This is a genomic window from Streptomyces sp. NPDC004658 (assembly GCF_040609555.1).
Classification (GTDB): Bacteria; Actinomycetota; Actinomycetes; order Streptomycetales; family Streptomycetaceae; genus Streptomyces.
In genome coordinates this window covers 15,420-28,045 of sequence record NZ_JBEXKG010000106.1, presented here as the reverse complement: position 1 = coordinate 28,045, position 12,626 = coordinate 15,420, and the positions used below count along the sequence as shown (strand labels likewise).

General features: G+C 71.1%; 14 protein-coding genes and 1 rRNA gene. 11 read left to right on the top strand and 4 right to left on the bottom strand.

Going from position 1 to position 12,626, the window contains the following annotated elements; translation table 11 throughout:
* The 5 genes from rrf to ABZV94_RS28685 all read left to right on the top strand — a co-directional run.
* Positions 1 to 85 (top strand): 5S ribosomal RNA (rrf, locus tag ABZV94_RS28705); the annotation flags it as partial.
* Positions 86 to 144: 59 nt separating this feature from the next.
* Positions 145 to 789 carry an HAD family hydrolase gene (locus tag ABZV94_RS28700; RefSeq protein WP_356345324.1) on the top strand — a complete coding sequence of 215 codons (645 nt, stop codon included), beginning with the start codon at positions 145 to 147 and terminating at the stop codon, positions 787 to 789.
* A gap of 92 nt (positions 790 to 881) precedes the next feature.
* Complete coding sequence (locus ABZV94_RS28695) at positions 882 to 1,595, top strand: VC0807 family protein (RefSeq protein WP_356345323.1); 714 nt, start codon at positions 882 to 884, stop codon at positions 1,593 to 1,595.
* 106 nt (positions 1,596 to 1,701) lie between these two features.
* Entirely contained in the window at positions 1,702 to 2,919 is a 1,218-nt protein-coding gene (locus ABZV94_RS28690; RefSeq protein ID WP_356345321.1) for an MFS transporter, read from the top strand.
* Positions 2,870 to 4,042 carry an acetoin utilization protein AcuC gene (locus ABZV94_RS28685; RefSeq protein WP_356345319.1) on the top strand — a complete coding sequence of 391 codons (1,173 nt, stop codon included), beginning with the start codon at positions 2,870 to 2,872 and terminating at the stop codon, positions 4,040 to 4,042. The genes ABZV94_RS28690 and ABZV94_RS28685 overlap by 50 nt, the downstream gene beginning before the upstream one ends.
* Before the next feature lie 96 nt (positions 4,043 to 4,138).
* Here ABZV94_RS28685 and ABZV94_RS28680 read toward each other — a convergent pair whose 3' ends face one another.
* Positions 4,139 to 4,657, bottom strand: coding sequence for a GNAT family N-acetyltransferase (locus ABZV94_RS28680; protein ID WP_356345328.1), 519 nt, complete (start codon positions 4,655 to 4,657; stop codon positions 4,139 to 4,141).
* A 166-nt stretch (positions 4,658 to 4,823) separates the two neighbouring features.
* Between ABZV94_RS28680 and ABZV94_RS28675 the strand changes: the two genes are divergently transcribed.
* From ABZV94_RS28675 to ABZV94_RS28655, 5 genes are all read left to right on the top strand, one after another.
* Positions 4,824 to 5,639 (top strand): phosphatase, encoded by an 816-nt coding sequence (locus ABZV94_RS28675; protein ID WP_356345317.1) that lies wholly within the window; start codon positions 4,824 to 4,826, stop codon positions 5,637 to 5,639.
* 129 nt (positions 5,640 to 5,768) lie between these two features.
* Positions 5,769 to 5,981 carry a helix-turn-helix domain-containing protein gene (locus tag ABZV94_RS28670; protein ID WP_158727370.1) on the top strand — a complete coding sequence of 71 codons (213 nt, stop codon included), beginning with the start codon at positions 5,769 to 5,771 and terminating at the stop codon, positions 5,979 to 5,981.
* 136 nt (positions 5,982 to 6,117) lie between these two features.
* Positions 6,118 to 6,216: an AURKAIP1/COX24 domain-containing protein gene (locus tag ABZV94_RS28665; protein ID WP_003948845.1), complete on the top strand. Its 99-nt coding sequence runs from the start codon at positions 6,118 to 6,120 to the stop codon at positions 6,214 to 6,216.
* A 187-nt stretch (positions 6,217 to 6,403) separates the two neighbouring features.
* On the top strand, positions 6,404 to 7,465 hold the full coding sequence (locus tag ABZV94_RS28660) for an NAD-dependent epimerase/dehydratase family protein (protein WP_356345315.1): 1,062 nt from the start codon (positions 6,404 to 6,406) through the stop codon (positions 7,463 to 7,465).
* A gap of 14 nt (positions 7,466 to 7,479) precedes the next feature.
* Positions 7,480 to 8,538 carry a lysophospholipid acyltransferase family protein gene (locus ABZV94_RS28655; protein ID WP_356345313.1) on the top strand — a complete coding sequence of 353 codons (1,059 nt, stop codon included), beginning with the start codon at positions 7,480 to 7,482 and terminating at the stop codon, positions 8,536 to 8,538.
* A gap of 141 nt (positions 8,539 to 8,679) precedes the next feature.
* On the opposite strand, the gene ABZV94_RS28650 is transcribed toward ABZV94_RS28655, so the two are convergent.
* From ABZV94_RS28650 to ABZV94_RS28640, 3 genes are all read right to left on the bottom strand, one after another.
* Positions 8,680 to 9,912: a DUF5667 domain-containing protein gene (locus tag ABZV94_RS28650; protein ID WP_356345311.1), complete on the bottom strand. Its 1,233-nt coding sequence runs from the start codon at positions 9,910 to 9,912 to the stop codon at positions 8,680 to 8,682.
* 235 nt (positions 9,913 to 10,147) lie between these two features.
* Entirely contained in the window at positions 10,148 to 10,942 is a 795-nt protein-coding gene (locus tag ABZV94_RS28645) for an ECF subfamily RNA polymerase sigma factor, BldN family (protein ID WP_356345309.1), read from the bottom strand.
* A 328-nt stretch (positions 10,943 to 11,270) separates the two neighbouring features.
* Positions 11,271 to 12,191: an HAD-IB family hydrolase gene (locus ABZV94_RS28640; protein ID WP_078630043.1), complete on the bottom strand. Its 921-nt coding sequence runs from the start codon at positions 12,189 to 12,191 to the stop codon at positions 11,271 to 11,273.
* 126 nt (positions 12,192 to 12,317) lie between these two features.
* Here ABZV94_RS28640 and ABZV94_RS28635 point away from each other — a divergent pair, with 126 nt between their 5' ends.
* Positions 12,318 to 12,590, top strand: coding sequence for a glutaredoxin family protein (locus tag ABZV94_RS28635; protein WP_356345307.1), 273 nt, complete (start codon positions 12,318 to 12,320; stop codon positions 12,588 to 12,590).
* The last annotated feature ends 36 nt before the right edge of the window (positions 12,591 to 12,626 follow it).

The window sequence follows — 12,626 nt, the reverse complement described above, 5'->3', positions numbered from 1 at the left end:
TTACATTCCGAACCCGGAAGCTAAGCCTCACAGCGCCGATGGTACTGCAGGGGGGACCCTGTGGGAGAGTAGGACGCCGCCGAACAATTTTTGAGGAGACCCCCGCACTTCGGTGCGGGGGTTTTCTGCGTTTAGGGTGATCCCATGCGTTATGACCTCGTCATCTTCGACAACGACGGTGTCCTCGTGGACAGCGAGCCCATATCCAACAGGCTCCTGGCCGCCTATCTGACCGAGCTGGGGCACCCCACCTCGTACGAGGACTCCATTCGCGACTACATGGGGTCGGCGATGCACCGGATCCACGACCTGGTCCTGGAGCGGACGGGAAAGCGGCTGCCGGTGGATTTCGACGAGGTCTTCCACGCCCGGGTGTTCGCCGCCTTCGAGCGGGAGTTGCGGCCCGTGCCCGGTGTGACCGGCGTACTGGAGAAGCTGTCGGCGGACGGAGTGCCGTACTGCGTGGCTTCTTCGGGGAGCCACGCGCGGATCCGGGTGGGGCATCGGACGACCGGGCTCGACCGGTGGTTCCCCGAGGAGCGCGTCTTCAGTTCGGAGGATGTCGGGCGGGGCAAGCCGGCGCCGGATCTGTTCCGTCACGCGGCCGAGCGGATGGGCGTGGCGCCCGAGCGGTGCGTGGTCGTGGAGGACTCCCCGCTGGGCGTACAGGCGGCTGTGGCGGCCGGTATGGACGTGTACGGGTTCATCGCGATGACGCCGGCGGAGCGGCTCGCCGGTGCCGGTCAACTCTTCTCCCGCATGGACCAGTTGCCCGACCTGCTGGTATGACCCCGGTCGGCCGGGCGGGCTGACATATGTCATGCGGAGCTCCGGACGATCGTTTCTACTGCCGGACCCGGCCCGCGGGAGAAGCTGAGGGCATGACGAAGAACACGGGGAACCAGGGCCGGAAGCCGAGCGTGCTGGACAACTTCAAGCCGCTGCTCATCGACGTGGCGCTGCCGCTCGGCTCGTACTACCTGTTCAAGGACGCCCTCGGGACGAGCACCTTCGCGGCGCTCGCCTGGAGCAGTGTCGTACCGGCGGTGCGGACGGTGTGGGGACTGGTCAGGGAGCGCCGGACCAACGCGCTGGCGGGTCTGATCCTCGTCGTGAACGTCGTGTCCCTGCTGCTGAGTTTCGTCTCGGGCGACCCGCGGCTGATGCTCGCCAAGGACAGCGGGGTCAGCAGCACGGTGGCGATCGGCATCCTGGTGTCCGTCCTGCTCGGCAAGCCGATGATGACCGCGGGCATGAAGCCCTTCGTCGTGAAGGGCGACGCTGCCAGGGAGGCCGCCTGGCAGCGGCTGATGTCGGGGGCGGCGGCCGAGTCCGCGGCCTTCCGGTCCAGGGAGCGGGTGTTCTCCGTGGTGTGGGGGCTGGCCCTGCTGGCCGAGTGCGTCGTGCGGATCGTGGGTGCCTACACCATCCCGGTGGACACGATGGTGTGGCTGGGCTCCGTCATCCTGCTCGTCACGATGGTGATCGGGTTCGTGGTCAGCGGCGGGCTGGCCGTCGGGCCGATGGAGCGGATGCTCGCGGCCGAGGTCGAGGCCGGCCGGGCGGAGCGACCCGCCGTGGCCGTCGCCGCCTGATCACCGAACCGAAGCCGGGACGAGCCGGAGCCCGGACCGAAGCTGAGCGAAATTCATCTTTGGCTGGATCTACCCAGCGGTAGCCCGGGGCCCTACTCTCGCCGCCATGACTGATGTGCTGCGGCGCGGTAGGGCCTCGCTGGCGTTCAGCTTCTTCGCCCAGGGCGTCGCCTTCGCCCTGCTGGTGACGCGCATCCCGGCCATCCAGGACCGGTACGGCGTCTCCGACGCGCTGCTGCCGGTCTTCCTGGCCGCCGTGCCGATCCTCGCCGGGGTCGGCAGCGTGAGCACCGAGCAGCTGGTGAAGCGGGTACGGCCCAGCCGGCTGCTGCGCTGGTCCCAGCCGGTGGTGCTGCTGGCACTGCTCGGCGTCGGGGCGGGCGGGCACGGACAGGTGGCCGTACTGGCCGTGGCGCTGGGCGTGTTCGGCCTGGCGGTGGGCGCGCTGGACGCGTCGATGAACATGCTCGGCGTCAGCCTCCAGCGGTCGTACGGGCGCAGCATCATGCTCGGCTTCCACGCGGTCTACAGCCTGGGCGCGATCCTGGGGGCATCGCTGGCCTGGGCGGGGGCGCACTGGCACCTCGCGCTGTGGGTGTCGTATCTGCCGGTGGTGGCCGTGCTGCTGCCGGCGGCGCTGGTGGGGAGCCGGTGGTACGTCGACGGCGAGCCGGTACCCGCTCCGGAACGGACGGCGGAGCAGGGGAGCGTCGTCTTCAAGCTGCTGCTGCCGCTGTGCCTGGTGATGATGTTCGCCTACATCGGGGACTCGACCGTCTCCAACTGGAGTGCCAAGTACCTGAAGGACGTGCTGGGCAGCTCGGAGCAGCTGGCGACCGTGCCGTACAACGTGTACATGGTGACCACGCTCGTGGGGCGGACCGTCGGGGACCTCGGCGTACGGCGGTTCGGGGCCGTGGCGGTCGTACGGCTCGGCGCGCTGGTCGCTGCCGGCGGCTTCGCGGTGGTGGCGGTGGCGCCCGGCGCGTGGGCCGGGATGCTCGGCTTCACGCTGCTGGGGCTGGGGCTGTGCGTGCTGGTGCCGCAGACGTTCGCGGCGGCGGGACGGCTGTTCCCCGGGGCCTCGGACGCGGCCGTCGCGCGGCTGAACATCTTCAACTACGTGGGTTTCCTGATCGGCGCTCCGCTGGTGGGCGCGCTCGGCGACGCGTGGAGCTATCGGTGGGCCATGCTCGTGCCGATGGTGTTGGTGCTGGTGACCCTGGGGTACGCCAGGTCGTTCGCCGCTCAACCGGACCGATACGGTGGCGGGCATGAGCGGCCGCGCACAGCTGATGTGGGACGAGGCAGTAACGGGCTATGACTTCGGTCGGAACCACCCGATGGATCCGGTCCGGCTGGAGCTGACCCGCCGGCTGGTCGGTGCCTTCGGGCTCGACCGGGAGGTGGAGGTCGTCGCGGCGAAAGCGGCCGGCGAGTCCACGCTCCGGCTGGTCCACCGGGAGGACTACATCGACGCCGTGAAGGCCGCGTCGGCCGATCCGGCGGGGGCGGACGGCGCGTACGGGCTGGGGACGGTCGACGATCCCGCGTTCGCCGGGATGCACGAGGTGTCCGCGCTGATCGCCGGGCAGTCGGTGGGGGCGGCCGAGGCGGTGTGGCGGGGGGACGCCGACCACGCCGTGAACTTCGCGGGCGGGCTGCACCACGCCATGCCGGGCGGGGCCTCGGGGTTCTGCATCTACAACGACGCGTCGCTCGCCATCGCGCGGCTGCTGGAGCTGGGGGCCGAGCGGGTCGCCTACGTGGACGTCGACGTGCACCACGGGGACGGGGTGCAGGCCGCGTTCTGGGAGGACCCGCGGGTGCTGACGATCTCGTTGCACGAGCATCCCCGTACGTTGTTCCCGCAGACCGGCTGGCCGCAGGAGACGGGCGCGGGCGCGGGTGAGGGGGCCGCGGTGAACGTGGCGCTGCCGGCCGGGACCGGGGACGCGGGCTGGGTCCGGGCCTTCCACGCCGTGGTACCGGAGCTGCTCGCGGAGTTCCGGCCCCAGGTCCTCGTCACCCAGCACGGGGCCGACACGCACTTCGAGGATCCGCTGGCGCATCTGGCGGTCTCGCTGGACGCGCAGCGGGCGGTGCAGGTGGCGTGTCACGAGCTGGCGCACGAGCACGCCGGGGGCAAGTGGGTCGCGCTGGGCGGGGGCGGGTACGCGGTGGTGGACGTCGTACCGCGGTCGTGGACGCATCTGGTGGGGATCGCGGCCGGCAAGCCGGTGGCTCCGGAGGCGGTGATCCCCGAGGCATGGCGGCAGGACGTGTTCGCCCGGACGCGGCAGTCGGGGCCCTGGCGGATGACGGACGGGTTGTGGCCGGTCTCGTGGGCGTCCTGGGAGGAGGGCTACGACCCCGCCGACCGCGTCGACCAGGCCGTGCTGGCGACCCGGCGGGCCGTGTTCCCGCTGCGCGGGCTTCTTCCCTGACGCTCGTTCCCGCCCCCGTCGGCCGGCATCGGGGGCGGACCGGTCCACCTGGCTCCGGGGGATCGCGCCGGCCCCGGCGACGGGGAGTTCTTCGCGCTACCAGGGGGAGCGGCCGTGGAGGATCTTCTGGAACAGCACGTGGTCACGCCACTCGCCGTCGATGTGCAGGTACTCGGGCGCCGTGCCGATCACCTGGAAACCGCACTTCGCCAGCACCCGTTGGGAGGCCAGGTTGGTGAGCACCGTACCGGCCTCGATCCTGTGCAGATCCAGCTGCCCCTCGGCCACCTGGCAGGCCGCCCGGACGGCCTCGGTCGCCAGGCCACGCCCTCCCCACTCCGCGTCGATCCAGTATCCGAGATGGGCGCTGCGGAAGGGCCCGAGGGCGATGCCGGACAGCGTCACCGCTCCGACCACCTCCTGCCCGGCGGTCAGCACCCACGGGAACAGGCGCCCCGCGTCCCGCTCCTCCAGCTGGCCCCGCACCCGGTCGGCCTGCCCCCGCTCGGTGAAGAACTCCTCACTCCTGCGGGGCTCCCACGGGCGCAGGTGATCGCGATTGCGCAGATAGGCCCTGCACAGCCCGCCGGAGTCCGCTTCCTCCAGGGGACGCATCAGTACATCGTGGGCGACGGTCAAGGGGAAGGTGATCACCGCCTGATCGTACGAGTCGGCGCGATCCTCGCCGTCCGCGGTCCGGCCGGCCGCCCTGTTAGGCCAACCGTGCGGACTTCCGGTGTTTCCGTCCCTTCCGCCCCCCGAATGGGCCACCATCGCATCCGTGTTGACCGCCGCCCGTCTCCGCGCGCATCTGGTGGCCGCCCGGCTGGCCGGTGCGGTGGCGACCACGCGGGAGGACAGTCTGCGGAGCTATCGGCTGTTCGCCGCCCGGGATCCACGTGTGTTGATCGGGATCGATCCCGAAGGGGCATGGGGAGTCCGGGACTTGATCGAGTTGATGGCGGAGAAGTGTGGGGTTTCGGCCGATCCCCGATACGTTTCCGGACTGGATGTGATCGATCCGGAGCGGACGCTCGCCGCGCTGGACGCCTTCGCCGCTCGGATCCGGGAGGTGGCCCGGCGTGGCGCGCCCGTCCTGCTCGGCACCGGGCACCCGCGTCCGCTGCTCGGTTTCTACGCCGGCCTTGCGGACGCGTTGTCGGCGGCGGGATGTGAGGTCCTCACCCCGGCGCAGGGTCGCTGTGTCGACATATTGACCCGGTTCGGCCTACGTACACACCGCCTCGACTACGTACGAGGGGTTGCCCTGGTGCGGGAACCGGCGAGCGGGCGCCCCGGTTGTGAGCCGGGCGCCCACAGCCACTCGCCTCTCCCGGTTCGGGTGGTGCTGGACGCCGCGGCGGAGGCCGGCGGGCCGCTGCCGGAGCTGGTCGTCGGGGACCATGGGTGGGTCTGCGGTGCTGGTCAGCTGGGGTTTGAGGCCATCGGTCTGGCCGACACGGACGATCCCGCGCTGTTCGTGGGGGAGGCCGAGGGGCGGGTGTCCGTCGCCGTTCCGGTTGATGACGCAGTGCGGTCTGCTCACTACCGGCCGCTGATCCGCTACGTACTCAATCGAGCGTGTCTGTCACAGTAGGCCGCCGATGGGTGCACCTCTTCCCCACTCGCATCACCCGCCCCTAGTCTGGGGAGTGAGCACGCAACGACGAAGAGTCACCGGAAGGGGAAGCCGGTGGCCGTCGAGTGCGGAAGGTTCAGGTGTGTCATGGGTGCAGCTGGCGAGAGGCCTCTGAACGAGGTTCAGTTCCTTACCGTGGCGGAGGTCGCCTCGGTGATGCGAGTGTCGAAGATGACCGTGTACCGCCTGGTGCACAGCGGTCATCTGCCCGCGATCCGGGTGGGACGGTCGTTCCGCGTCCCGGAGCAAGCGGTACACGAGTACCTCCGCGACAGCTATGTGGGGGTGGAGACGGCCTGATGACCACCCCTGGGTGACCCGGGGGTGCCCCCTCGATTACGACCTCGGCGCTCGGTTGGGTAGGCTAGCCCCTCGTAGGTCGTGTGGGCCCATGGCGCCCAAACAACCGAGTGATGAGAAGTGAGCGAGGGTAGTCGTGGGCTCTGTTATCAAGAAGCGGCGCAAGCGGATGGCCAAGAAGAAGCACCGCAAGCTGCTCAAGCGCACGCGCGTTCAGCGCCGTAACAAGAAGTAAGCGGCGCCGCGAGAGTGTGGCCCTGTGGCCCCCCACCCGTGCTGGTGGGGGGCCACAGGCATATACCGATGGGGGAATTTCCGCCGCCGGGCGCACCTGGGGTCATCACAGCGCAACATCGACCGGCTAGGTTGGCCGCACACGGGGAACGCGGGATACCGGTTACGCGGGAAGGAAGGCGCTGATCTTGGGACGGATCGTGCTCGTCACCGGAGTCGCCCGGCAGCTCGGCGGCCGGTTCGTACGGCGGATCCAGCGGGACCCGGAGGTCGAGCGTGTGATCGCCGTGGACGCGGTGCCGCCGGCGCACCATCTGGGCGGCGCCGACTTCATCCAGGCCGACATCCGGCAGCCGACCATCGCCCGGGTGCTGGCCGAGACCGGCGCGGACACGGTCGTCCACCTCGACGTCACGGGCACGGCCCTGGGCGGCGGCAGCCGGGCCACGGTCAAGGAGACCAACGTCATCGGCACCATGCAGCTGCTCGGCGCCTGCCAGAAGTCGCCGACCGTGCGGCGGCTGGTGGTGAAGTCCAGTACGAACGTCTACGGCTCCGCGCCCCGCGATCCGGCCGTGTTCACCGAGACCACCCCGCCCAAGTCGCTGCCCAGCGGCGGTTTCGCGAAGGACGCCGTCGAGGTGGAGGGGTACGTGCGCGGGTTCGCGCGGCGCCGGCCGGACGTCGCCGTCTGCGTGCTGCGGTTCGCCAACATCCTCGGGCCGGCCGCGGACACCCCGCTCGCCTCCTACTTCGCGCTGCCCGTCCTGCCGACCGTGTTCGGGTACGACCCGCGGTTGCAGTTCGTCCACGAGGACGACGTCATCGAGGTGCTGCGGATCGCCTCGCACGAGCCGCGCCGGGGCACCCTGAACAGCGGCACCTTCAACATCGCCGGGGACGGCGTGCTGCTGCTGTCGCAGTGCTCCCGGCGGCTCGGGCGGCCCACCGTGCCCCTGCTGCTGCCCGCGGTCACCTGGGCGGGCTCCCTGGTGCGTACGCTCGGTATGACGGACTTCTCACCGGAGCAGATCCGGCTGCTCACCCACGGGCGGGTGGTGGACACCGTCCAGATGCGCGAGACGCTGGGCTTCACGCCCCGCCACACGACGGCCGAGACCTTCGCGGACTTCGCGCGCGGCCAGGGTGCCGGGCTGCTGCCGCCGGAGACCCTGGCGGCGGCCGTCGACCGGGTCGCCGCGCTGACCGCGAAGGCGGGCGGCCACCCCCAGACGCACAGCGCCAACTGAGGAGAGCGGCAACGATGGCGGACGCCAAGGTCATTCCGTTCGACGACGACCGGTCCCGCGGAAGCGCCGCACAGCGCCAGCCGCGGCGGCGCGGCGGGGCGAGCCGGCGCGGTGCGCTCGGGGAGCCGGGCGAGCTGGGCGCGGTCCAGCCCCTGCCGGGGCGGGCGCGGGAGGAGGCTCCTGTGAGCCCCGAGGAGAAGCCGGCGGAGCCGCTGGAGGCCGGCGGCCGGGACGGCGGCCTGGAGCGGCGGGTGGCGGCCGGGCTGGCCTTTCTGCGGCGCCGGCTCACCGGGGACTACGAGGTCGACGACTTCGGCTACGACGAGGAGCTGACCGACCAGGTCCTGATGTCGCTGCTGCGGCCGGTGTACGAGAAGTACTTCCGCGTCGAGGTGAAGGGCGTCGAGAACATCCCGGCCGAGGGCGGGGCGCTGATCGTCGCCAACCACTCCGGGACGCTGCCGCTGGACGGGCTGATGATGCAGGTGGCGGTGCACGACCACCACCCGGCCGGCCGCCATCTGCGCCTGCTCGCCGCCGACCTGGTGTTCGTGCTGCCGGTGGTCAACGAGCTGGCCCGCAAGCTGGGGCACACCCTCGCCTGCGCGGAGGACGCGGAACGGCTGCTGGGGCAGGGCGAGCTGGTCGGGGTGATGCCGGAGGGCTTCAAGGGGATCGGGAAGCCGTTCAGCGAGCGGTACAAGCTCCAGCGGTTCGGCCGGGGCGGCTTCGTGTCCACGGCCCTGCGCCAGGGCGTGCCGATCGTCCCGTGCTCCATCGTCGGGGCCGAGGAGATCTACCCGATGATCGGCAACGCCAAGACGCTGGCACGGGTGCTGGGTATCCCGTACTTCCCGTTGACGCCGACGTTCCCCTGGCTCGGTCCGCTGGGTGCGATTCCGCTGCCCACGAAGTGGTCGATCCAGTTCGGTGAGCCGATCGCGACGGACGGGTATCCGCCGGAGGCCGCGGAGGACCCGATGCTGATGTTCAACCTGACCGATCAGGTGCGGGAGCAGATCCAGCACACGCTGTACAAACTGCTGGTGCAGCGGCGCTCGGTGTTCTTCTGAGTTCTGCCGGGCGGTACGGCATCTGCCGGGCTGTACGGCATCTGCCGGGCTGTACGGCATCTGCCGGGCTGTACGGCATCGAGGGCGCCCCTGCTCGGAAAGGGGCGCCCTCGATGCCGTGGCCGTACCGGCCGTGCCGCGTCAGTCAGCGTCCTCCCCGTCGATGCCCAGGCCCGGGAGCAGGTCGGGGATGAGCGGGGGGATCGTGACGTCCGGCTGGCCCGTGGGGGTCTTGCCGGCGGACGGGGACGTGGTGTCGGGCCCGGTCTTCGGCGGGTCGAGCAGGCCACCCGTGTCGCCGCCGATGAGCCCGTCGCCGCTGCTGCCGGTGGCCGGACCGCTCGGCGTGCCCGTGCCGGTGTGCTTGCCGGCGGACGGGGTGTTCCCGGCGCTGGGCGTGGTGGACCGGTGGCTGCCGGAGGAGCCGGTGGACGCCGGTCCGGAGCCGCCCGGGTGCCTGCCGTCGCCCGGCTGCGCGGGCGGCTGCGGGAGCAGGGACTGCAGTGGGGCGACCTCTTCGTCTATGGCGTCGAAGACCGAGGACACCTGCTGTTTCACGTCGCCCAGTTGCGTGGGCAGCCTGTCGCTGAGCGCGCTCCAGGCCTGGCGGTGCGACCGGGAGAACGTGGACAGCGCCTGGATGGGGCCGAGCGAGTCCGGGTCGGCCTCGTAGGCCGCGTGGAGCAGGCGGTGGCCCTCGGTGACGTCGTGCTGCATCCCGGACAGGGTGCGGCGGATCTCGCCGATGGACTCGTGGTCCAGGTGGCCGCCCCGGCCGCGCTCCAGCAGCCGCCGGGCCTCGCTGAGGCGGGTGGAAGCCTGGTCGAGGTAGGTCTGGCCGCGCTGGTCGTCGCCGTCGGTCAGGTAGTCGAGCTTGAAGTCCTCGATGCCGCGTTTCAGCCCGTACAGCGAGTCGCCGGGCAGGGCGTCGGAGCTGGCGGCGGCGACCCCGCCGAAGGCCCCGGCGGCCACGCCCACGCTGAGCCCGCCGGCCGCGAGGCCCTTGGTGAGTCTCGTGCGCGGGCGGAGCTTGCCCAGCGGGCTCGCCCGGTGTGCGCCCTTGGCGCGGTGCCCACGCTGTTCCGGCACCGACGCGTCCACCGCCCCCGTGCCCTCCTGGAGCATGGCCTCCATCGCGGCCACCAGCTGGGCCCGCTGGACGACCTTGACCTCGGGGTCGAGCTGCGGCTTGGGCAGCGCGCCGAGGCCCGCCGCCAGGGCCAGCAGTCGACCCTGCTCGGTCCGTTCCTCGGTGGTCGGCGGTGATTCCGCCGGGCTTACGGACTGCTCGGCCGCCGTGTCCTGGTCGGACTGCTCCTCCAGGGCCTGGGCGAAGGCGTTCGCCCGCCGGTGCGCCGATACGTTCGCGATCACTGGCGGCACCTCCTCTCGTCATGACGGTCGACTCCCCAGGGGGTCCTGAGGGTCGCACGCCCGCGGCACTTCCACGCGATCGGGTGATCGCGGTCGGCCGGGACGTGACCACAGGGAGCCTGTATCCCGCACAACGACTGGCGCGGCACTTGGGTTACGGACGGCGGATGACCGGATCGGAAAGGCAACGGACCGTGACGTGAGGTGAGTTGGCCGTCGCCCTGAGTCACGTGGTTCAGCGGGCGTCGTCCGGCAGCAGCCGGGCGAGGGTGCGTACGGCACGGTACTGGAGCGTCTTGATGGCGCCCTCGTTCTTGCCCATCACCCGGGCGGTCTCGGCGACCGAGAGGCCCTGGAGGAAGCGGAGCGTCACGCACTCCTGCTGCTGGGGGTTGAGCCGCCGTACGGCGTCGAGCAGGGCGGCGTTCGACAGGGACTCCAGAACGGAGTCCTCCGGGGAGCGTTCGACCTCGTTGGCGTCGAGCATCTCGCCGGTGGTGACCTCCAGCCGGAAGCGGCTGGACTTGAAGTGGTCGGCGACCAGGTTGCGGGCGATGGTGACCAGCCAGGCGCCGAAGTCGCGGCCCTGCCAGGTGAAGGTCCCGATCCTGCGGAGGGCCCGCAGAAAGGTCTCACTGGTGAGGTCCTCGGCGGTCGCCCGGCCGCCGACGCGGTAGTAGATGTACCGGTAGACGGTGTCGCTGTACTGGTCGTAGAGCCGCCCGAAGGCCTCGGCCTCCCCCGCCTGGGCGCGTTCGACCAGGTCCATCATCCGGGCGCTGTCGCTGTCGGCGGCCGGGCGGCGGGCGGTTGCCGCGCCGGTGGCCCGCCCTCGTCTGCCGACGGCGGCGCTGCCGTCGGCCAGTGCGTAGCACGGGCCGGCGGGCGCGGCGGCGGCGAAGGCGGGGGCGGCGAAGGCGGGGACGGCGTACGCGGTGGGGACGAAGCCGCGCAGCGTCTCTTTGACCGTTGCGACCGTTGCGCGCAGCGTAGCCAGGCCCGAGGCGTCAACCCCGACGTGTGGGTACACGGGACTCCCAGAGGCAGAGCTTCCATCACGTGCAGTGCGGGACCTTTCACCCGTCGTAGCGACGGAGGGGTACCGGTTTGCGTCTGAGGAGAATAACGCTTCGTGCAGGCACTGCTACACCGAGTTGCTCAAATCATCGATTGCGTCGCATCTGTAACCGTTTGAGGGTGGGTCAAGTTACGCAAGCTGATCGCTTGTTGACCGGAAAGAGGCCTGTTTCGGCGAGGAGCGGCGCGTGTTGAAATGGCCGCGGCATAATCCGGGCGCGCGGCGCGGCCATGGCGGCTGGTGGGAGGGCTGCGGCGGTGCGTACGGCCCGCCGGGGCGGTTATCGGCGCCGTCGGCTCAGAGCGATCGCCGCCGCCGTGCCGCCGGCCACCGCGCCGACCCCGGCCGCCGCCGGAATGCCGACCTTCGCCGCCTTGCGGCCGGTGCGGTAGTCGCGCAGGCGCCAGTCCTTCTCGCGGGCGTGCCTGCGCAGCTTGGCGTCCGGGTTGATGGCGTAGGGGTGGCCGACCAGGGACAGCATCGGGATGTCGTTGTGGCTGTCGCTGTAGGCCGCGCAGCGGGACAGGTCCAGCCCCTCCGCCGCGGCGAGCGCGCGGACCGCCTCCGCCTTGGCGGGACCGTGCAGCGGCTCCCCGACCAGCTTGCCGGTGTAGACGCCGTCGACCGACTCGGCCACCGTGCCGAGAGCGCCCGTGAGGCCGAGTCGGCGGGCGATCACCTGGGCGATCTCCACCGGCGCCGCGGTGACCAGCCACACCTTCTGGCCGGCGTCCAGGTGGGCCTGGGCCAGGGCGCGGGTGCCGGGCCAGATGCGGTCGGCCATGTACTCGTCGTAGATCTCCTCGCCGATCGACTCCAGTTCGGCGACGCGGTGGCCCTTGACGATCGACAGCGCGGAGTCCCGGGCGTCCTGCATGTGCTCGGGGTCCTCGACGCCGGCCAGCCGGAACCAGGCCTGCTGCCAGGCGAACTTGGCGAGGTCGCGGGTCTCGAAGAACTTCCGCTTGTACAGCCCCCGGCCGAAGTGGAACAGCGCGGCGCCCTGCATCACCGTGTTGTCGAGGTCGAAGAAGGCCGCGGCCCTGTCGTCGCCGATCACCGGGAAGTCCGGTTCCTCCGGCGTGGCGCGCGGGGCTTCCTGCGAGGACTTGCGGGCGGCCTCCGCCGAGGCCTCGCCTGCCAACACGCTCCGCGCCGTGGCGGAGCGCCTACGGGGAGTGAGCCATCCGAGAGCGGCCATGACGTGAGCATAGCCAGTCCGCCCGGCGGTTCCGGCGACCGGAGGTTGGGACGTTGTGAACTCTCCGCGACCGGACCGTTAAAGGACGTGACTCGCGAGGCGCGCCGAGCGCGCGAGAATGGCCGCATGAGTCCCCTCTTCCGACGCAGGGCCGAGCCGCGCGCGCGGCTGGTCACCCTCATCCGCAAGCCGGGCTGTCATCTGTGCGACGACGCGCAGCTGGTGATCGAGAAGGTGTGCGGCGACCTCGGCGTGCCGTGGGAGCCGAAGGACATCACCGAGGACCAGGAGCTGTACGACCGCTACTGGGAGCAGATCCCGGTCGTGCTCGTCGACGGTGAACAGCACACCTTCTGGCGCGTGAACGAGGAGCGTCTGCGCCGGGCACTGACCGACTAGTCCAAACCAGCCCGAAAGTCGCTTAGGATCGACGGC

Coding starts and splice junctions, on each gene's coding strand:
- ABZV94_RS28680 (WP_356345328.1), bottom strand. CDS start 4,657: ATGCGTCCCCTGGAGGAAGCGGACTCCGGCGGGCTGTGCAGGGCCTAT.
- ABZV94_RS28655 (WP_356345313.1), top strand. CDS start 7,480: ATGGCGGACGCCAAGGTCATTCCGTTCGACGACGACCGGTCCCGCGGA.
- ABZV94_RS28685 (WP_356345319.1), top strand. CDS start 2,870: ATGAGCGGCCGCGCACAGCTGATGTGGGACGAGGCAGTAACGGGCTAT.
- ABZV94_RS28670 (WP_158727370.1), top strand. CDS start 5,769: ATGGGTGCAGCTGGCGAGAGGCCTCTGAACGAGGTTCAGTTCCTTACC.
- ABZV94_RS28635 (WP_356345307.1), top strand. CDS start 12,318: ATGAGTCCCCTCTTCCGACGCAGGGCCGAGCCGCGCGCGCGGCTGGTC.
- ABZV94_RS28690 (WP_356345321.1), top strand. CDS start 1,702: ATGACTGATGTGCTGCGGCGCGGTAGGGCCTCGCTGGCGTTCAGCTTC.
- ABZV94_RS28700 (WP_356345324.1), top strand. CDS start 145: ATGCGTTATGACCTCGTCATCTTCGACAACGACGGTGTCCTCGTGGAC.
- ABZV94_RS28640 (WP_078630043.1), bottom strand. CDS start 12,191: ATGGCCGCTCTCGGATGGCTCACTCCCCGTAGGCGCTCCGCCACGGCG.
- ABZV94_RS28695 (WP_356345323.1), top strand. CDS start 882: ATGACGAAGAACACGGGGAACCAGGGCCGGAAGCCGAGCGTGCTGGAC.